Origin of the sequence: Acidovorax sp. (assembly GCF_046291265.1) — a bacterium.
Taxonomy (GTDB): Bacteria; Pseudomonadota; Gammaproteobacteria; order Burkholderiales; family Burkholderiaceae_C; genus Acidovorax.
In genome coordinates this window covers 40,507-59,541 of sequence record NZ_JBKBTV010000023.1, presented here as the reverse complement: position 1 = coordinate 59,541, position 19,035 = coordinate 40,507, and the positions used below count along the sequence as shown (strand labels likewise).

The following is a 19,035-nucleotide window of genomic DNA, read 5'->3' as shown; positions in this document are numbered from 1 at the left end:
ATGCCGAAGTACCTCACGCGAATCGCTCATTTTCAATAGCACCTTGCGCTTACTGAATAAGCGTCAGGTGCTGTTTTTGCTTGTATGACCCACATTCCCGCACGGCAAAATCTCCCGCCGGACATCGTCACCCTGGCCGATCACGAACAACACGCGCGCCAGCATCTGGACGACAACGCCTGGGCCTACTTCAGCGGGGGTGCGGGCGACGAGATCACCCTGCGCGCCAACCGCAACGCCTGGGACGCCCTGCCCCTGTGGCCCCGGGTGCTGCAGCCGCTGGCAGGCGGCCACACCCGGGTGGACCTACTGGGCCGCACGCTGGCGCATCCCATCCTGCTGGCGCCCGTCGCCTTTCAGCGCTTGGCCCATCCCGACGGCGAAGTGGCCATGGCATACGCCGCCGCCGCTCTGGGCGCGGGCATTGTGCTCAGCACACAGGCCAGCGTGTCGCTGGAGGCGGTGGCGCAGGCGGTGCAACCCGACCCGGGGCGGGGCCCCTTGTGGTTTCAGCTGTACCTGCAGCACGACCGCGGTTTTACGCAGGCACTGGTACAGCGCGCCGAATCTGCCGGCTATGAGGCCCTGGTGCTGACCGTGGACGCACCCACCAGCGGCGTGCGCGACCGCGAGCGGCGCGCCGGGTTCAGGCTGCCGCCCGGAATCGGCCCGGTCAACCTTGCTGGCCTGCCAGCGCCCGCATCGCCCCCATTGCAGCCCGGCCAGAGCGCCCTGTTTGACGGGCTTCTTTCGCATGCCCCGACCTGGGACGACATTGCCTGGTTGCAGTCCATCACCCGGTTGCCACTGCTGCTCAAGGGGGTGATGCATCCGGCCGACGCGCGCCACGCGGTGTCTTTGGGTGTGGCGGGTCTCATTGTGTCCAACCACGGCGGCCGCACGCTGGATACCAGCCCCAGCACCGCCAGGGTGCTGCCGCGTGTGGCAGATGCCGTGGCGGGTGCGGTGCCGGTGCTGGTCGACGGCGGCATCCGCCGCGGCACTGACGTGCTCAAGGCCATGGCGCTGGGTGCGTCGGCCGTGCTGGTGGGTCGGCCTGCGGTGTGGGGCCTGGCCAATGCCGGTGCGGCGGGCGTCGCCCATGTGCTGCGGCTTTTGCGGGACGAACTGGAGATCGCCATGGCGCTCACCGGTTGCGCCACCCTGGCCGATGCGTCGCCCGCGCTGCTGGACATGGAACCCGCGCATTTCCAGCGGCCTTGACGTCCCGTTGCAGTCTTTCTCCCTGCTGGGAGGAATGATTTATTGCAAATGCGAGAGATTCGTATTTATAATGCACTTCATTCCTTCAACAGCCAGCCACACTGCCTGCCGCCATGATCGTCTGCGTTTGCCGCCGGATTTCTGACCGTGAGATTGCACGCCATGCCCGCGCTGGCATGAGCTTTGACGAAATCCAGTTCGAACTGGGCGTGGCCACCCAATGCGGGTGCTGCGAAAGCTGCGCCCGCGACGTGGTCGCGCAGTGCAGTGCATCGCACCCGGTGGCCGCCCTGCGCAATGAGGCCGCGCCGCAAACGATCCAGCTTGCCAGCTCCATTTTGGAAAGCAAGTCATGGAACTCCTCTCTACACTCGCAGGCAGCCTGATCCTCGTCGCAGGCTCGGCCTGGTGGATCTTCCGCAAATAATTAAGGTCTTTTTGGCCTCTAGCGCTTATTCCATAAGCGCTAGTAGCTATCATTTTTATGTCTCACCCTGATCGTTTTGCGCCCCCTGGGGGCGTCAGTCGCAATGCCGTGATCGTGGGCTCTGTGGTGGCATTGCATGTGGCAGGCATCTGGGCCTTGCAGTCCGGGCTTTTGCGCAAAGCCGCAGAAATCATCGTGCCCGCCGAGCTGCTGAGCGAGTTCATCGCCCCGCCTGCGCCCCCCAAAATCACCCCTCCGCCACCAGCGCCACCTCCACCGCCAAAGCCAGCGCCCAAGGTGGCGCCGCGACCGGCGCCCATGCCCGTGGCTATCCAGGACCCGACACCGGCGCCCAATGCCCCCACCGGCATCACTACGCCCCAACCGCCCGCCCCGCCCATTGAGGCCCCGGTCGCGCCACCGGCTCCGGCCCCCGCCCCGCCAGCTCCACCCGCGCCGCCGCGGATCGAGCTGCCGTCCAGCGACGCCGCCTATCTGAACAACCCCAAGCCCAGCTACCCCGCCATCAGCAAACGCATGGGCGAGCAAGGCAAGGTCGTGCTGCGCGTGCTGATTGGCACCGACGGTTTGCCGCAAAAAGTAGAAATCAGCAAGTCCAGCGGTTTTGACCGGCTGGACCGCCAGGCCCAGGAGGCGGTCATGCGCTGGCGCTTTGTGGCCGGTAAACGCAATGGCGTGCCAGAGACCATGTGGAACCTGGTCCCCGTCAACTTTGTTCTCGAATAATCAATTCACGCATATCACTGCAATTAGGGGAGTTTTTTCATGGAATCGCAATTCGGCATCGCCAACGTCTGGATCCAGGGTGACTTTGTCACCCGCGCCGTCGCCATCCTGCTGCTGGCCATGTCGCTGGCCTCGTGGATCGTCATCCTCATCAAGGCGCTGGACATCATCAAGTTCAAAAAACACGCCCGTGCCGCCAAAGACTTCTGGCACAGCGAGGACTTTGCTGCCGGCCTGACCAAGCTGGGTGCCGACCCCGCCAACCCTTTCCGCCACCTCGCGCTGGAAGGCCGCGAAGCCACCGCCCACCACCGCAACACCAAGGCGCATCTGCATGACGCGCTGGACGTGAGCGACTGGGTGACACGCTGCCTGCGCAACTGCATTGACGAGTTCACCGCGCGCCTGCAATCGGGCCTGGCCATCCTGGCTTCGGTGGGCTCCACCGCGCCGTTCATCGGCCTGTTCGGCACGGTGTGGGGCATCTACCATGCGCTGCTGGCCATTGGCACCTCGGGCCAGTCCACCATCGACAAGGTGGCCGGCCCCATCGGCGAAGCGCTGATCATGACGGCCCTGGGCCTGGCCGTGGCCATCCCGGCCGTGCTGGGCTACAACGCGCTGGTGCGCGGCAACAAGTCCATCCTGGGCGGCCTCAACAGCTTTGCGCATGACCTGCACGCCTACTTTGTGACCGGTGCCCGGGTGAACGCCGGTGGCACCGAGCCGGGCAAGGTGCTGCCGATGAAGAAGGGTGGTTAAGCCATGGCCTTTGGAACCCAAGACGATGCCGATGAGGTGATGAACGAGATCAACATGACGCCGCTGGTCGACGTCATGCTGGTACTGCTCATCATCTTCATCATCACCGTGCCGGTGATGAAACACTCGGTGAACGTGGATCTGCCCCGCGCCACCAACCAGGTCGAAAACATCAAGCCCGAAACCGTGCGGCTGTCCGTGGCGGCAGACGGCAAGTACTACTGGAACGAGTCGCAAGTGACGGACGAAGAACTGCTGCCCCGCCTGCAGGCCGAAGCCGTCAAGGAGCCCCAGCCCGACCTGCACATCCGCGGCGACAAGGAAGTGCGCTACGAACGCGTGGCCCAGGCCATGGCAGCCGCCCAGCGCGCTGGCGTGCGCAAGATTGGTTTTGTGACCGACCCCGCGCCCTGATCTTTCTTGCAAGGGTTGACCCCGTCCCTGCCCGGCCAGCCACCTGCTGACCGGGCAGTTCGCGTTCTGGGGTGGGGTTTGGGTGGACCGTTGGCGATCCGAGCTGGCAGGCCGGATCATCGAGAAGATGCCGATTCACCAGACCTACTGCGAGGTGTTCGCAGGCGCGGCCTGGGTGCTCTTTAAAAAACCGGAAAGCAAGGTCGAGATCATCAACGACATCAATTAGGACCTCACCGGACATCCAGCGCGCAGCCCGGTTCTTCTACTTCGCCAAGTCCAGCTTCGGCGCTCGTATCGTGAAGCCGACCTACGGCATCTCAGCAACCAAGCTGCTGATTGGTAACTGCCAAGCAGCTGAGCGCCCTACACTGATGGCAGTTAAATGGGAAGCGCTATGAAACTTGGTCAGCGGTGGGCAGGTTCGGTCTACGGTACGAATGTAGGTAATTTCTTCTTAAACCTCACATTCGATCAAGCTGGAAACTCATGCACGGGGCGATTGCACTTCAACGATGCCCAGTTAGGGTTCTCCGTTTATGAAGTGGCAGGTACATTTACCGATGGTCTAGCGCTCCTTGGCATCCCTGTTGAACCAGCTTCACCTGGAATCTCACAGATCAGTGTTTCGGCGAAGCTAGCGCCAGACGGCACGCTGCGAGGGGAGTGGTCCTCGGTAAACGGGGGGGCAGGTACCGTCATAGCGTTCCCACACGACAAGAGTCAGGAAATCACGGCCGTCCAGCCGTCGTCTGCGCCAGAGCAGTTGTTCTCCGCGACGCATGAGTTACGAGCGCTGCGACTCGCTCGTGAATCAATAGTCGAGATTACCGATCTCATTCTCAGAGAGTTCCCGGGCGGGCGTTTGATCGTGACCTATTCGGTCAGGGGTAACGATGTCACCCGGTATCTTGAGCACTTCCTTTCCGATCTTCCTGGGGCTAACCCGTTACGAAGATTCAAGCTGCATATCCAGACGCCAGACGTGCACGGAATTTTGCGCATGGTCACCGTCGATTTGGGCACTTTTGGGAAAAATGAGGTCCGTGTCCAAGGGGCCAGCGAGACGTGGGTGGTGGGGCACTCAGAAGCGTTGACCAGGAAGCTAAGCGAATACGAGAGCTTCCTTGTCACCAGCTACAAGAAATTTGGTCTAGGACTGAATTCATTCATCTTTCTCGGAATGCTGATCGTTCTGCCAGAAATCACCTCTAGCTCGAAACGCGCCGCTTTCGTGGTGGGTTGTATTGCGATACAGCAGTTTCTGCTTTGGGCTCACACGCGATTCATTCCAGAACTGTTGGTTTTCCCTGCTAAGCCTGCTCCGTCGGTTTGGCTTCGGCTCTTGCCTTCAATCGCTTCATGGGTGATTGCCGTGACTTCTGCTCTTGTAGCGACTTGGCTCTACAAGGCTTTGGGCGGCGCATAGCGGCCCTTGCGGCGCGCCGTAGGCGACGGAAGTTAGCTCGCGAGGCCGCGTAAATCAGTGCCAAAGCGCGCGGCACGCCACTCCATCTGAAAAAAGAACAAAAAGAAACACCGAAATCGCTTGACCAGTAATTGCGAATCGTTATCATTAGCAAAACGCACTGCAACGCAACAGGAAAACTCTTCATGCAAGCCACTCTGACCGCCGCCTCGCTCCTGCGTAACGTCCCATCCGATCTGCCCGTCTCGCGTGCAGACCGTGACACGGCCCACTCGGTCGACGCCGTAGCGGGTGCCGTAGACAGCAGCGCCCTGCTTCAGGGGCAAAAAGCGGTCGCCATCAGCCACAACGGCTCGGTGTACCGCCTGCAAGCCACCAAGCTGGGCAAGCTCATCCTCACCAAGTAATTCAGCGCACTTGCACTTGGTTCCAAGTTTCATCGTGGGGCGACTCCCGGGCTTGCTACAAGCTCGAAAGGGTCGTTTTTGCCAGCCAACGGGTTCGCCCGCGTAGCCAGGCTTTTTTTCTACTCAGACATCCTCGCCCCGAGATTCATTGACCCACAAAAAAACCGGCCACTGAGCCGGTTTTTTGTTGCGCCAGACAATTTCAAGCCATTTTGGCCTCTAGCGCTTTATGGACAAGGGCCAGCTGCTATTAATTAAATAGCATATCGGGCAAACTACTTTGTTCAGAGACCCAGGGCTGCGATACCGGCGCGTGCAATCTGCGCATCTTCGGTGGACTTGACGCCGCTCACGCCCACTGCGCCCAGGCACTGGCCGTCTTTCATGATCGGCACACCGCCTTCGAGCAAACCGTCGATCCCGGGAGCGCTCAGGAAGGACATGCGACCACCGTTGACGACGTCTTCATACACCTTGCTCTCGCGGCGCCCCAAGGCGGCTGTGCGAGCCTTGGAGGGGGCAATGTGGGACGACACCGCCGCTGCACCATCCAGGCGCTGCAGCCACAGCAGGTGGCCGCCGTCGTCGACGATGGCAATAGTCACTGCCCAGTTGTTCTTGAGAGCCTCGGCTTCGGCTGCGGCGGCCACTGCCTTGACGTCGGCCAGTTCGAGTTCGGGTTTGGTTTTCATGGAGCGATCCAGAATATGGAGAGAAGACGTAGAAAGAAGAAGTGCCGGGCTGCCAACAGGCCACCCGAAACGAGAAGAATCGGCAAGCATAGCGACATCTCCCCCGCCCTTCACCCCCATCCAGGGCGAAAGAACCCTTACCAAAAGTAGGTGAGCGGACGCGGTTATTGCAATGCCCGATGGCGTCACCACCTAAAATTTGCTGTGTCTGCGCTGTGCAGGCCAACAAGGAGAGACACAAGATGAATGACAACGTCACCACCCTGGGCCACTCTGCGGGCTATGGCATCTCGCAGGAAGAGCGCCACAAGGTGCTTCGCAATACGTACTGGCTGCTCGCACTGAGCATGCTTCCCACCGTGCTGGGCGCCTGGGTCGGCGTTGCCACCGGTATCACCCGCTCGCTGAGCGGCGGCATTGGCCTGATCGTGTTCCTCGGCGGCGCGTTCGGCTTCATGTATGCCATCGAAAAGACCAAGCGCTCTGCCGCCGGCGTGCCGGTGCTGCTGGCGTTCACGTTCTTCATGGGCCTGATGCTGTCGCGCATGATTGGCATGGTGCTGGGCTTCAAGAACGGCACCGACCTGATCATGACGGCGTTTGCGGGCACGGCGGGCGTCTTCTTCGTGATGGCCAGCCTGGCCAGCGTGATCAAGCGTGACCTGTCGGGCATGGGCAAGTGGCTGACCGTGGGTGCACTGGTGCTCATGGTGGGCGCTGTGATCAACGTTTTTGTCGGCTCCACGGCCGGCATGATGGCGATCTCGGTGGCTGCCATCGGTATCTTCAGTGCCTTCATGCTGTATGACCTCAAGCGCATTCTGGACGGCGGCGAAACCAACTACATCAGCGCTACGCTGGCCTTGTACCTGAGCATCTTCAACGTGTTTCAGAGTCTGCTGGCCTTGCTGGGCATCGCAGGCGGCGAGCGCGACTGACCATTGCTGAAGACCCCCTTCTCCGTCAAAAGGCTCCTTCGGGAGCCTTTTTCTTGGGCACCCAAGAGGGTCAAGCCTCAATAGAACGGGCCACGTGCCGATAATGCAAGTACATGTATCGCAACAACCCTTCCACCGTGCTGCGTCTGCTGGCCGTCTCTGGCGTGCTGCTGCTGGCCGCGTGCGACAAAATTCCGGGCATGGGCCCGGACCCGCGCGTTGCGCAGCGCGATGAAGAAGCCAAGGCCATTGGCGGTGCCTGCCGCCATGCGCTGCGGGGGCTGGAAGACTGCTACACGCTGAACCCCAAAGCCGCCAAGGCCTCGGTGTTTGCGGGCTGGAAGGACATGGACGCGTACATGCGCGAAAACAAGCTGGAAGGCACTCCGTCGGTGCTGGGCAAAGCTGAAAAGCCAGCCAGCGCTGAAAAATCCACCGACATCGAGACCGAAACGCGCGACCCGGCGAGCAGCCGCAATCGCAGCTGATTTCTTCGAATTGCGCCGCCCAGGGTCGGCGCCACCCGACACCCCACCATCTTTAGCGGCAGACGCGGTGCTGGCTAACACCGCGCCGGTGCTTCAGGGACGCTCAGACCCGGTCAAACACCGCCATGCTCTCCACGTGGGCTGTATGCGGGAACATGTTCACCATGCCTGCGGCCGTGCATTGGTAGCCAGCGGAGTGCACGAGCAGCCCTGCATCGCGCGCCAGTGTGGCGGGGTTGCAGCTCACGTAGACGATGCGCTTGGGCGGCGTCCAGCCCTCGGCGCCAGCGGGCAGCGGGCCTGCACCTTCCGCTCCGATGCGGGCCTGCTCGATGTCGGCCAGCGCCTGAACCAGCGCAAAAGCGCCTTCGCGTGGGGGGTCTACCAGCCACTTGTCGGCGGACCCATCGGCCACCAGCATCTCAGGGGTCATCTCAAACAAGTTGCGCGCTACAAAATCAGTAGCTGCCAGCGCTTTATGATCCTGCGCTACAGCCTGATTTAGCGCATAGTTTTCGCGTGAACGGGCCACCAGGGCTTCGCTGCCCTCAATGCCCAGCACCTCGCGCGCCTGGGTCGCCAGCGGCAAGGTGAAATTGCCCAGGCCACAAAACCAATCGATCACGCGCTCGTCGGGCTTCACATCCAGCAAACGCAGCGCACGCGAGACCAGCACGCGGTTGATGTGCGGGTTGACCTGCGTGAAGTCTGTGGGCTTGAAAGGCATGGTGATGCCAAAGTCGGGCAGCGCATACGAAAGCAGCTCGCCGCCCTCGTCCAGCAGCTTCACGGTGTCCGGGCCCTTGGGCTGCAACCACCATTGCACGTGGTGTTCGGCCGCAAAGGCGCGCAGACAGGCGATGTCGTCCGCACTCAGCGCCTCCAGATGGCGCAGTACCAGGGCGGTCACGCTGTCGCCACAGGCCAGTTCGATCTGCGGACAGGTGTCACGCGCGTCCATGCCGGCAATCAGCGCCCGCAGGGGCATCAACATGGCGTCGACGTGGGGCGGGAGCACGGGGCACTGCTGCATGTCGGCTACATAGCGGCTTTTGCGCTCATGAAAACCCACCAGCACCTGGCCTTTTTTGATCACATGACGCACCGACAGCCGGGCGCGGTAGCGATAGCCCCAGGCAGGGCCTTCGATGGGGCGCAGCATGGTCTGGGCCTTGACCTTGCCCAGGTGCCAGAGGTTGTCTTCCAGCACCCGCTGCTTGACGGCCACCTGCGCGCCCACGTGCAGATGCTGCATCTTGCAACCGCCACACGCACCTGCATGCAGGCCAAAGTGCGGACAGCCCGGCCGCACGCGCTGCGACGACTCGCGATGAATCGCCAACAGGCTGGCTTGCTCCCAGTTGTTCTTTTTGCGGTGGGTGTTGGCGGTGACCAGCTCAAAAGGCAGTGCACCGTCGATGAAGATGACCTTGCCGTCCGGCTTGCGGGCAACGCCCTGGGCGTCGAGGTCCATGGACTGCACGTGCAGCCAGCCTTCAGGCAGATCCGTGGCGTCTTGTGCGGAGGGTTCAAACGAGGGGGATAGTTCTTTGGGTGCGCTCATCCCCCGATTGTCTCAGGCCCGGGGCCGCATCGACCCGGGGCTGGACGGCATCAGACGCTTAGCTGCGGTCTGCGCGGGCGGGGCGGCCACCCATGCCGCGTTGTGCCGACGCGAGTGGCAGTCTGTTGATGGCAACGTCACATCCGTGGTTGTCAGGGGAGAACACCAGCGTGGAGCCGGGTGCTACCAGCGGCAAGGTTTCATGAATCTGGCGGGACATATCGATCGGTGGCTCCGGAGCGCGGTAGACGATGTCCTTGTCGGGGCCGTAGACAACGTAACACGAAGCCGCGGCGGACTGGCTGAAAAGGGCAGCCACCAGGGCAGCGGCAGCGTAGGGCAAGGCGGTCATGGTTCTTCTCCTCAATTCGGGCAAATCTGCGGCTGATTATGCGGGCTTATGCCGCGCGAGCCAATGCGGTTGTGGCTTTCAGGCCGCTTTGCGGTGCTGACGCGGCCTCCGCGCTCAGCGCAGATACAAGTGGTTGGTGTGCTTGACCTCTTCCATCACCGCATAGGTACGCGTCTCGCGCACCCCCGGCAATTGCCACAACACATTGCCCGCAAACAGGCGGTAGGCGTTCATGTCGGCAGAGCGGGTTTTCAGCAGGTAGTCAAACCCGCCCGCCACCATATGGCACTCCATGATCTCGGGGTGCACCTGCACGGCGGCCTTGAACTGGTCGAACACATTGGGCGTGGTGCGGTCGAGCAGCACCTCCACAAACACCAGCATGCCCGCGCCCAGCTTCAACGGGTTCAGCCGCGCCTCGTAGCCAAGGATGAAGCCATCGCGCGTGAGGCGCTGCACCCGCGCAAGCACCGCCGTAGGGGACAGGGCTACGGCCTCGGCCAGCTTGAGGTTGGCAATGCGGCCGTCTTCCTGCAGGATTGACAGGATCTTGCGGTCGATTCGGTCGATATCGGGATCTGCTTGCATTCTGGATAGTTATTAGTTCGGCGTTAGATGCAATTTTCGAACATTTATTCAGCATCGGTCCAAGGATCATTGCCATCATCACGCCAAACAGGCTTTTGGCCCACAAATCCACCGAAAGACACCGCCATGACGCAGCCCACCGCCCTGCCCTCTGCTCCGTTCGCTGACTTCGCCCCCCGCACCCCGCTGAACAACCCGCTGCGCGCTGCCATCACCGCCGCCACCCGCCGCCCCGAGCCCGAGGCCCTGGCCCCGCTGCTGGCCCAGGCCCGCCTGCCTGGCGATCAAGCCGCGTCAGCCGAGCAACTGGCCCTGCGCATTGCCAAGGCACTGCGCGAACGCAAGGCCAGCGCCGGGCGCGCGGGCATCGTGCAGGGGCTGCTGCAGGAGTTTTCGCTGTCGTCGCAAGAAGGCGTGGCGCTGATGTGCCTGGCCGAGGCGCTGCTGCGCATCCCCGACAAGGCTACGCGCGATGCGCTGATCCGCGACAAGATCAGCCACGGCCAGTGGGATGCCCACCTGGGCAAGAGCCCGTCCCTGTTCGTCAACGCCGCCACCTGGGGCCTGCTCATCACCGGCAAGCTGGTGGCCACGCACAGCGAAGGCAGCCTGGGTAACTCGCTGGGCCGCCTGATTGGCAAAGGCGGCGAGCCGCTGATCCGCAAAGGCGTGGACATGGCCATGCGCATGATGGGTGAGCAGTTTGTGACCGGCGAGACCATTGACGAGGCCCTGCGCAACGCCCGCACGATGGAAGCGGAGGGCTTTCGCTATTCGTACGACATGCTCGGCGAGGCCGCACTGACCAGCGCGGATGCCCTGCGCTACTACCAGTCCTACGAGCAGGCCATCCATGCGATTGGCAAGGCGTCCGCCGGGCGCGGCATCTACGAAGGGCCGGGCATCTCCATCAAGCTCTCGGCCCTGCACCCGCGCTACAGCCGCGCGCAGTTTGGCCGGGTGATGAACGAGCTGTACCCGCTGGTGCTGCGCCTGACCGCCCTGGCCAAGCAGTACGACATCGGCCTGAACATCGACGCCGAAGAAGCCGACCGCCTGGAGCTGTCGCTGGACCTGCTGGAGCGCCTGTGCCACGAGCCCACGCTGGCGGGCTGGAACGGCATTGGCTTCGTCATCCAGGCCTACCAAAAGCGCTGCCCCTTCGTCATCGACTGCGTGGTCGACCTGGCCCGCCGCACCCAGCGCCGACTGATGGTGCGCCTGGTCAAGGGCGCCTACTGGGACAGCGAAATCAAGCGCGCCCAGGTTGATGGGCTTGAGGACTACCCCGTCTACACCCGCAAGGTGCACACCGACATTTCGTACATCGCCTGCGCCAAGAAGCTGCTGGCCGCGCCCGAGGCCGTGTACCCCCAGTTCGCCACGCACAACGCCGAGACGGTGGCCACCATCTACCAACTGGCGGGCAGCAACTACTACGCGGGCCAATACGAATTCCAGTGCCTGCACGGCATGGGCGAGCCGCTGTATGAGCAGGTGGTGGGTGCCATCACTGCGGGCAAGCTCGGCCGCCCCTGCCGCATCTACGCCCCCGTGGGTACGCACGAAACCCTGCTAGCCTATTTGGTGCGCCGCCTGCTGGAGAACGGCGCCAACACCTCGTTCGTGAACCGCATTGCCGACGAAACGATTGCACTGGATGAGCTGGTAAAGAGCCCCGTGTTGGTCGTAGACCGGCAAGCTGCGGTGGAAGGCACTGCGGGCTTGCCCCACCCCCGCATTGCCACGCCGCAGGGCCTGTATGGAGCCCACCGCAGCAACTCCCGCGGGCTGGACCTGTCGAACGAAAACACGCTGACCGAACTGGCCGCCGCCCTGCAAGCCACTGCCGCCCATGCCTGGACCGCCGCCCCTTTGCTGGGTACTGATGCCCCCGCAGGCCCCATGCAGCCCGTGCGCAACCCCGCCGACCACAGCGATGTGGTGGGCCAGGTGCAAGAGGCCACTACCGCCGATGTGGACCAGGCCCTGGCCCACGCCCAGGCCGCCGCAGCCCCCTGGGCGGCCACACCGCCCACCGAGCGTGCTGCCGCGCTGCTGCGCACGGCCGACTTGCTGGAGGAGCGCATCCAGCCCCTCATGGGCCTGCTGATGCGCGAAGCAGGCAAGAGCGCCAGCAACGCCATCGCCGAAGTGCGCGAGGCCGTGGACTTTCTGCGCTACTACGCGGCCCAGGTGCAAAGCACCTTCGACAACGCCACCCACATCCCGCTGGGCCCGGTGGCCTGCATCAGCCCCTGGAACTTCCCGCTCGCCATCTTCATGGGCCAGGTGGCGGCAGCGCTGGCCGCAGGCAACCCCGTGCTGGCCAAGCCGGCAGAGCAGACCCCGCTGATCGCCGCCGAAGCCGTGCGCCTTCTGTGGCAGACCGGTGTGCCCCGCGCCGCCGTGCAGTTGCTGCCCGGCCAGGGCGAGACCGTGGGCGCCCGCCTGATTGGCGACGCCCGCGTGATGGGCGTGATGTTCACTGGCTCCACCGAGGTGGCGCGCATCCTGCAGCGCACGGTGGCCGGGCGCCTGGATGCCGCAGGCCGCCCCATCCCGCTGATTGCCGAAACCGGGGGGCAGAACGCAATGATCGTGGACTCGTCCGCGCTGGTGGAACAGGTGGTGGGCGATGCGGTGTCGTCGGCCTTTGACAGCGCAGGCCAGCGCTGCTCCGCCCTGCGCGTGCTGTGCGTGCAGGAAGAAGCCGCCGACCGCGTGGTGGAGATGCTGCAAGGCGCCATGGGCGAACTGCGCGTGGGCAACCCCGGTGCGCTGCGGGTGGACGTGGGCCCGGTGATCGATGCCGAAGCGCAAGCGGGCATCACCCAACACATCGAGAACTTCAAGGCGCAAGGCCACCGCGTGTTCCAGCACCCGCAGCACCTTGCGACTGCGACCCACCAAGGCACCTTTGTGCCCCCCACGCTGATCGAGCTGAACCACATCGGCGAGCTGCAGCGCGAAGTCTTCGGCCCTGTGCTGCACCTGGTGCGCTACGCACGCAACGACCTGGACCAGTTGCTGGACCAGATCAACGCCACCGGCTACGGCCTGACCCAGGGCGTACACACCCGCATCGACGAAACCATTGCCCGCGTGGTGAACCGCGCCCACGCAGGCAATGTGTACGTGAACCGCAACATGGTCGGTGCCGTGGTGGGCGTACAGCCGTTTGGCGGCGAAGGCCTGTCGGGCACGGGACCGAAAGCAGGTGGGCCGCTGTACCTGCTGCGCCTGCTGTCGCAGCGCCCGGCCGATGCGCTGGCACGCACCTTTGCGGATGCTGACAGCGCCACCCCGCCCGAAGATGCTGCGCGCGAGCGCCTGCTGGCGCCCTTGGCCACCTTGCAGCAATGGGCGCAGCAACAAGGCAACGCAACTCTGGCCACCACCTGCCAGCAGTTTGCCCAGCAAACCCAAAGCGGCACCGCCCGCACCCTGCCCGGCCCCACGGGCGAGCGCAACGTCTACACCCTGGCACCGCGCGCCCGGGTGCTGTGCCTGGCGCAAAGTGTGGACGACCTGCTGGTGCAGACCGCAGCCGTGCTCGCCACTGGCGGCACAGCCCTGTGGTCCACCGCCCAGGCCAGCCAGCGCACGCAATTGCCCACGCTGGTGCAAGCGCAGGTCATGCTGCAGGACAACACACTGAACAACGGCACTTTGGTGCTGGATGCCGTGCTGCACCACGGCGACGCCCCATCGCTGCAGGCCGCGTGCTCCGCCCTCGCCCGCCGCGATGGTCCCATCGTGGGCGTGACGGCACTGCAGCCCGGCGCCGTGGACATTCCTTTGGAACGGCTGGTGATCGAACGCGCGCTCAGTGTGAACACGGCGGCGGCCGGGGGCAATGCCAGCCTGATGACGATTGGATAAGCGTCTGGCACAGGGCTAACATCCGGCGTGGAGAAATTTCAATCAAATTAGCCGCTAGCGCTTATTCATCATCCGCTAGCAGCTATTTATTCGATAGCAATCAAGACGCTGATGCCAGCGGCAGATTGAGCAGCAAGTCCTGCGGCTTGATGCGTACCACGCCATCTGCCTTGATCGCCAGCCCCAGGTACACCGGATTGCCCGCCACGTCGGCGCGCATCTCGGTCGGGTTAACAAAGGTCAGCCACGTAGGTCGGGTTAGCCCGCCAGGGCGTAACCCGACACCTGCACGCCCCGCAGCGGTGGCGTCGGGTTACGCTGCGCTAACCCGACCTACTTGATGAGGGTAGAAATAGAAAATTTGAATGAAATAGGTCTCCAGCGCTTATAGATAAAGCGCTAGCAGCTATCCATTCAATAGCATCTCAAGATTGCGCCGCCAGCGGCAGATTGAGCAACAGGTTCTGCGGCTTGATGCGCACCACACCATCTGCCGTGGTCGCCAGCCCCAAGTACACCGGCTTGCCCGCCACATCCGCGCGCATCTCGGCCGGGTCGGCGAAAGTCAGTGTGAACAGACTCACCAGGCGCGCCATGCGATCCGCATCGACCGAGCGGTCCTCGTACAAGTCGTTGAGGATGGCGGTGGACTCCACATCCAGCCCCACATGCCAGCGCCACGCACTGTCGGTGACTTGGTGCACAGGCTCAATCGACACCTGCACGCCCAGCAAGTGGGCCACCCAGCGCTCCAAGACCCGGGCCAGCGCCTTCAAGCCCGAGCGGGCGCGGGTCATCTTGAAAGTCAAGCCATGGCTCAGGTCCTGCGTCAGTTCGTGGGTCAGGTCGAGCAGAAAGTGGTGGCGATCACTCGCTTGCCAATACTGACCGGCGTTGTCGACGGCCAGCACCTGCACCTGCGCTGTGGGCTGAAGTGCCCCGCTTTGCAAAAGGAGCCGCCCCACCTCGCCCAAGCCCGCCGTCTCATTCAACATGTCCAGCGTTTCACGATCGCCTGCCAGCATTTGCCCGTCTTGCAAAGTGATGCGTTGCGGGCGAAACAGCATCTCGGCCGCACGGGCTTCAAAGGCATCGTTGCAATCGTCAAGCAGGTTGCGCAGCAGAGCTTGCACCACGGCGTCGATAAACACAGCGGGCACGTTCACCGATCCGCTGCGCATGAGTTGCAGGTAGTACGCTTCCAAAGTGCCCGCAGCCAGCAGGCCATCGCGAAAGCGCAGAAACACGGCGTAGTTTTCGCGGGCATCGTCGTCCTCCAGCGCCGCCAGCTCGGCCGCTGAAACCACCCGCGCAGGCGACAACGCCAGCGATTCGTGCAGTGCGATCTCGTCAGCGCAGGACTCTGGCACCAGCGCCAGCTCAGGCCGGGCGAGTAGCCACTGCAAGTATCCATTGGTGGGCACCAGCCAGCCACGCGCGTTGCGCTCCAGGGTTTGGAAACCGCAACTGGGCCAGAAATCGTGAGGAGTTGTCATGAAGAAAGAAAGAGATCGTGCGGCTGCGGTGGATGGTAGCCGCTAGAGCTTTCGCTGGACGACGCCATGACCCAAGGGTGCACGGGTATCCACCAGCTTCACATCATCACCAATCAACGAAGGCCTGTTGCCGCGCCTCCAGGAACCAACGCGCCAGCACCTCGTGCCTGCCCAACCCGTAGAGACTGTCGACCAAGGCAAACTGCATCGCCGTCCACGTGATGGGCGCAACAGCCGTGCGGCCAATGCCTTCATGTTGGTAATGCAAAGTCATGTGCGGATTGAAATGGCTGCGTATCTGCGATTCGCCAAACCCCATGCGGCGCATGGTGTTGCCCAGTGCCCGCTGAAACCCTCGCAGTTCGCGCGCTGCGCCCGCTTGCGCAGCCAACTCGACAGTACCCAGCTTCCCTGCGCCACCCCCGCCCCGGGACTGCAGCAAATTGAGGCTGACGCCAAACGGCTCGTAGTCCATTGCCCCACCCGCAGCGAGCGCCAGGTCAAGTACCTCTCGTGGAACGCCGTTCAGGAAGCGCCCCAGGGAGTGCAGTGTGATGTGCAGCCGGTCGTCGGGCATAGGATCGCCTTTACCCAGCCCTCTACCCAGCTGAAGGTCCCCTTGGGCGCGTAGAAACGCGTGCCTAGCCGCTTCGGCGACAAGCGGTGGGGGATAGAGAAAATAGTAGAGGTCGTGAGGCTGGGCCATGGCACACAAAGCTCTGGGAGATCCGGTGCATTGTGCATCAATACTGTTTAAATAAACAGTATTTCAGTGAGCATGGCCCCGTCGGCTCACTCCCACTCAATGGTTTCCGAGGGCCGAAAACCCGCATGAATGCTAGCTTTGTTGGGTTGGGACATCGTACTTTACCGTCACTTCTACCGTCGAAAAACGAGCGCTTTTACTGGCGCGGGAGATGGACTCGGTTTGCGGGGAAGCTACTCCTGCCCATCAATCGTCAACGATCGCCAGCACCGAGGCTCTATTTTGCGCGCGTCAAACGCGCTGGCTGCAAGACGGCGCAGGCAGGGTGTCCTACCGGGCTTCCAGGATGGGTTCGCCTTACGCGGTGGGAGCGCTGTTCCGAAACTCACGCCTTTGGCATTTCCAGGTAGCCTTCAATGGCATTGCGTTAGCTAGTCGTTTATTGACAAATGACTAATTATTGCAACATACTTCAGGGATGGGCTCGGACTCTACGCTCGAACAAGCCGTCCTTGCGTTCGCCGGAGGTCGGCCACTGCTGCGCGCGCGAGATCTGGCTGAGCAGGGCCTGCCGACCGTGGTGCTCAGCCGGCTGGTTGCAGCCGGCAAGCTTGAGCGCATCGCCCGCGGCGTCTACAGCCTGCCAGGGCGCCCGCTCAGCGAGCACCGGTCTCTGGCCGAGGTAGCCCTGCGCGTGCCGCGTGGCGTGGTGTGCCTGCTGTCGGCGCTGCGCGTCCATGGCATCGGCACGCAAGCGCCCTTCGAGGTCTGGATGGCAATCCCCCATCACTCGCCCACACCCCGGCTGGACCAGCCTGCCCTGCGCGTGGTGCGCATGTCCGGCGACGCTCTGACCGAGGGCATCGAGCCGGTCGAGATCGACGGCGTGAACGTCCCGGTGTTCAACGCGGCCAAGACGGTGGCTGACTGTTTCAAGTACCGCAACAAGATCGGCCTGGACGTAGCGCTGGAAGCGCTGCGCGATGGCTGGACACAGCGCAAGCTGACCATGGATGCGCTCTGGCACTACGCCACGGTGGATCGCGTTGCCAATGTCATGCGGCCCTATCTGGAAAGCGTCACCGCATGAGCCGCAACCTGGCCGCTTCCATCCGCGCCCGCCTGAAGCAGCGCGCCGATGCCACGAAGCAGGACTTCAACCTGACACTGACTCACTATGGGTTGGAGCGGCTCCTGTACCGGCTGTCGGTATCGCTGCATGCCGCCAACTACCTGCTCAAGGGCGCACTGCTGTTTTCGCTGTGGTACGACCAACCGCATCGGCCGACGCGGGATGCGGACCTGCTGGGATTTGGTCCGGACGATATCGACACCGCTGTGGCGGCCTTCCGCGAGATCTGCCAGATCGAGGTGGAGGATGGCATCGCATTCGATCCTGCCTCGGTCAATGGCTCGGTGATCCGCAGGGAGGCGGGCTACGGCGGTGTGCGGATCGACCTGCGGGCGAAGCTGGATGGTGCGCGCATCGCGCTGCAGGTGGACATCGGTTTTGGCGACGCGGTCACGCCGGCGCCGGAGACGGTCAGCTACCCGGTGCTGCTCGAAGACCTGCCCGCCCCGCAACTGCGCTCCTATCCGAAATACACGGTGGTGGCCGAGAAGTTTCATGCGCTGTGCCTGCTCGGCATCGCCAATACCCGCATGAAGGACTACTTTGATCTATGGGTGTTGCTGACCGAAGGTGCCTTGAAAACCGCCGAACTGCGCCGCGCAGTCGAGGCCACTTTTGATCGGCGGAAACTCGCGATGCCCAGCACCCTCCCCTCGGGCTTGAGCGATACATTCGTGCAGGATGCTGCGAAGCAACGACAGTGGGCGGCCTTCCTGAAAAAGAACCGACTCGAGGCCCTGGACCTCGCCCAGGTCGTCGCGCTGTTGCGCGGCGAGTTCCAGAAACTCGGGGCCTTCTGAAGGGCGAAGAAGAAGTCGAGGGTGTGCCTGCTGCGGCGTCACCCAAGCACAGTCCCGCACCTGCGCACAGATGGACGATCTGCCGCACCTCATACCATTGGCGCATGAGCACAGGATCAAAATTCGAACGAGCGCAATTGGTCGACATCGGCGTCAATTTCCACTCGGCGCAGTTGGTGTCGCTGACTGATCAATTGTTGATGCGTGCACGGGCGGCCAACGTGACCCAGATCCTCGCGACAGGCACATCGGCGGTTTCCAGCCGTCTGGCCCTTGAGCTTGCAAGAGCCAATCCGGGCACCGTCTTCGCGACTGCTGGGGTACACCCCCACGGCTCAAAATCGTACGACCCAAGCACCTTTCGCGAGCTGACTGAACTCTGGAAATGCCCGGAAGTCGTGGCTGTCGGAGAGTGCGGCCTTGACTACAACCGCAACTTTTCGACTCCCCAAGCGCAGCGCATGGCCTTCGAGCAACAGCTGTCAATGGCCGTAGAGACTGGCAAGCCGCTTTTTCTGCACTGCCGCGACGCCTTCACCGATTTCCACGACATGCTTACCCCTGTGGTGGCCGATGGAGCGCGTGGCGTCGTGCACTGTTTCACGGGCAACCGCGCGGAAGCAGAAGCCTTTCTCGCGCTGGGGCTCGACATTGGCATCACGGGCTGGGTCACAGATCTCCAACGCGGCCAGGCGCTTCGAGAGGCCCTGCCGGCCATACCGCTGGATCGACTGCACCTTGAGACGGATGCCCCCTATCTGTTTCCCAAGAATGCCGAAAAACGTCGTGGACACAACGAGCCGGCCAATCTTCCATGGGTCGCCGCCGGCGTGGCAGAACTCATGGGTCGCGATGTCGACGAGATCATTCGAGCCTGCAGCTCCAACAGCCGACGGATGTTCGACCTTCCAGTCAATTGAATAGACCGGTGCATGGCAATCGATTCAGACGTTCGCTGCCCAGTCTTCGGCTGTAGGCTGAAGT

20 protein-coding genes are annotated in these 19,035 nt (G+C 63.0%); 14 read left to right on the top strand and 6 right to left on the bottom strand.

Features of this window, described 5'->3' with window-relative positions; translation table 11 throughout:
- The first annotated feature begins 84 nt into the window (after positions 1-84).
- The 8 genes from ACK41V_RS11190 to hemP all read left to right on the top strand — a co-directional run bounded on the left by ACK41V_RS11190 (position 85) and on the right by hemP (position 5,410).
- A complete protein-coding gene (locus ACK41V_RS11190) occupies positions 85-1,224 on the top strand; it encodes an alpha-hydroxy acid oxidase (RefSeq protein ID WP_409782049.1) in 1,140 nt (379 codons plus the stop codon).
- A gap of 113 nt (positions 1,225-1,337) precedes the next feature.
- Positions 1,338-1,610 (top strand): bacterioferritin-associated ferredoxin, encoded by a 273-nt coding sequence (locus tag ACK41V_RS11185; RefSeq protein ID WP_409782046.1) that lies wholly within the window; start codon positions 1,338-1,340, stop codon positions 1,608-1,610.
- A gap of 98 nt (positions 1,611-1,708) precedes the next feature.
- Positions 1,709-2,398 carry an energy transducer TonB gene (locus tag ACK41V_RS11180; protein ID WP_409782044.1) on the top strand — a complete coding sequence of 230 codons (690 nt, stop codon included), beginning with the start codon at positions 1,709-1,711 and terminating at the stop codon, positions 2,396-2,398.
- Between the two features lie 39 nt (positions 2,399-2,437).
- Positions 2,438-3,160, top strand: a complete 723-nt coding sequence (locus ACK41V_RS11175) for a MotA/TolQ/ExbB proton channel family protein (protein WP_409782042.1) — start codon at positions 2,438-2,440, stop codon at positions 3,158-3,160.
- Between the two features lie 3 nt (positions 3,161-3,163).
- The gene (locus ACK41V_RS11170) at positions 3,164-3,574 is read left to right on the top strand and encodes an ExbD/TolR family protein (RefSeq protein WP_409782040.1); all 411 of its coding nucleotides are present in this window, start codon (positions 3,164-3,166) and stop codon (positions 3,572-3,574) included.
- An 82-nt stretch (positions 3,575-3,656) separates the two neighbouring features.
- Complete coding sequence (locus tag ACK41V_RS11165) at positions 3,657-3,803, top strand: DNA adenine methylase (protein ID WP_409782038.1); 147 nt, start codon at positions 3,657-3,659, stop codon at positions 3,801-3,803.
- A 168-nt stretch (positions 3,804-3,971) separates the two neighbouring features.
- Positions 3,972-5,003, top strand: coding sequence for a hypothetical protein (locus ACK41V_RS11160; protein ID WP_409782035.1), 1,032 nt, complete (start codon positions 3,972-3,974; stop codon positions 5,001-5,003).
- A gap of 185 nt (positions 5,004-5,188) precedes the next feature.
- Entirely contained in the window at positions 5,189-5,410 is a 222-nt protein-coding gene (gene hemP / locus ACK41V_RS11155; RefSeq protein ID WP_409782032.1) for a hemin uptake protein HemP, read from the top strand.
- 284 nt (positions 5,411-5,694) lie between these two features.
- Here hemP and ACK41V_RS11150 read toward each other — a convergent pair whose 3' ends face one another.
- A complete protein-coding gene (locus ACK41V_RS11150; RefSeq protein WP_409782031.1) occupies positions 5,695-6,102 on the bottom strand; it encodes a GlcG/HbpS family heme-binding protein in 408 nt (135 codons plus the stop codon).
- A 242-nt stretch (positions 6,103-6,344) separates the two neighbouring features.
- Between ACK41V_RS11150 and ACK41V_RS11145 the strand changes: the two genes are divergently transcribed.
- Complete coding sequence (locus tag ACK41V_RS11145) at positions 6,345-7,040, top strand: Bax inhibitor-1/YccA family protein (RefSeq protein WP_409782028.1); 696 nt, start codon at positions 6,345-6,347, stop codon at positions 7,038-7,040.
- 113 nt (positions 7,041-7,153) lie between these two features.
- Positions 7,154-7,528 (top strand): hypothetical protein, encoded by a 375-nt coding sequence (locus ACK41V_RS11140; protein WP_409782025.1) that lies wholly within the window; start codon positions 7,154-7,156, stop codon positions 7,526-7,528.
- A gap of 103 nt (positions 7,529-7,631) precedes the next feature.
- Here the strand turns inward: ACK41V_RS11140 and rlmD are convergent, their stop codons facing one another.
- The 3 genes from rlmD to ACK41V_RS11125 form a co-directional block, all read right to left on the bottom strand.
- On the bottom strand, positions 7,632-9,092 hold the full coding sequence (rlmD, locus tag ACK41V_RS11135; RefSeq protein ID WP_409782022.1) for a 23S rRNA (uracil(1939)-C(5))-methyltransferase RlmD: 1,461 nt from the start codon (positions 9,090-9,092) through the stop codon (positions 7,632-7,634).
- 58 nt (positions 9,093-9,150) lie between these two features.
- Positions 9,151-9,444: a hypothetical protein gene (locus ACK41V_RS11130; RefSeq protein WP_409782019.1), complete on the bottom strand. Its 294-nt coding sequence runs from the start codon at positions 9,442-9,444 to the stop codon at positions 9,151-9,153.
- A 114-nt stretch (positions 9,445-9,558) separates the two neighbouring features.
- Positions 9,559-10,032, bottom strand: a complete 474-nt coding sequence (locus ACK41V_RS11125) for an Lrp/AsnC ligand binding domain-containing protein (protein ID WP_409782017.1) — start codon at positions 10,030-10,032, stop codon at positions 9,559-9,561.
- 126 nt (positions 10,033-10,158) lie between these two features.
- Here ACK41V_RS11125 and putA point away from each other — a divergent pair, with 126 nt between their 5' ends.
- Positions 10,159-13,917 carry a trifunctional transcriptional regulator/proline dehydrogenase/L-glutamate gamma-semialdehyde dehydrogenase gene (gene putA, locus ACK41V_RS11120; protein ID WP_409782014.1) on the top strand — a complete coding sequence of 1,253 codons (3,759 nt, stop codon included), beginning with the start codon at positions 10,159-10,161 and terminating at the stop codon, positions 13,915-13,917.
- A gap of 425 nt (positions 13,918-14,342) precedes the next feature.
- Here the strand turns inward: putA and ACK41V_RS11115 are convergent, their stop codons facing one another.
- Together ACK41V_RS11115 and ACK41V_RS11110 are read right to left on the bottom strand one after the other, a co-directional pair.
- Positions 14,343-15,413, bottom strand: a complete 1,071-nt coding sequence (locus ACK41V_RS11115; protein WP_409782011.1) for a DUF6352 family protein — start codon at positions 15,411-15,413, stop codon at positions 14,343-14,345.
- 106 nt (positions 15,414-15,519) lie between these two features.
- Positions 15,520-15,990: a 2'-5' RNA ligase family protein gene (locus tag ACK41V_RS11110; RefSeq protein ID WP_409782009.1), complete on the bottom strand. Its 471-nt coding sequence runs from the start codon at positions 15,988-15,990 to the stop codon at positions 15,520-15,522.
- A gap of 607 nt (positions 15,991-16,597) precedes the next feature.
- On the opposite strand from ACK41V_RS11110, the gene ACK41V_RS11105 reads away from it, so the two are divergent.
- The 3 genes from ACK41V_RS11105 (at position 16,598) to ACK41V_RS11095 (ending at position 18,971) form a co-directional block, all read left to right on the top strand.
- Positions 16,598-17,209, top strand: coding sequence for an AbiEi antitoxin N-terminal domain-containing protein (locus ACK41V_RS11105; RefSeq protein WP_409782006.1), 612 nt, complete (start codon positions 16,598-16,600; stop codon positions 17,207-17,209).
- Positions 17,206-18,051, top strand: a complete 846-nt coding sequence (locus ACK41V_RS11100; RefSeq protein ID WP_409782003.1) for a nucleotidyl transferase AbiEii/AbiGii toxin family protein — start codon at positions 17,206-17,208, stop codon at positions 18,049-18,051. The genes ACK41V_RS11105 and ACK41V_RS11100 overlap by 4 nt, the downstream gene beginning before the upstream one ends.
- A gap of 104 nt (positions 18,052-18,155) precedes the next feature.
- Positions 18,156-18,971: a TatD family hydrolase gene (locus ACK41V_RS11095; RefSeq protein WP_409782001.1), complete on the top strand. Its 816-nt coding sequence runs from the start codon at positions 18,156-18,158 to the stop codon at positions 18,969-18,971.
- Positions 18,972-19,035: the final 64 nt, after the last annotated feature.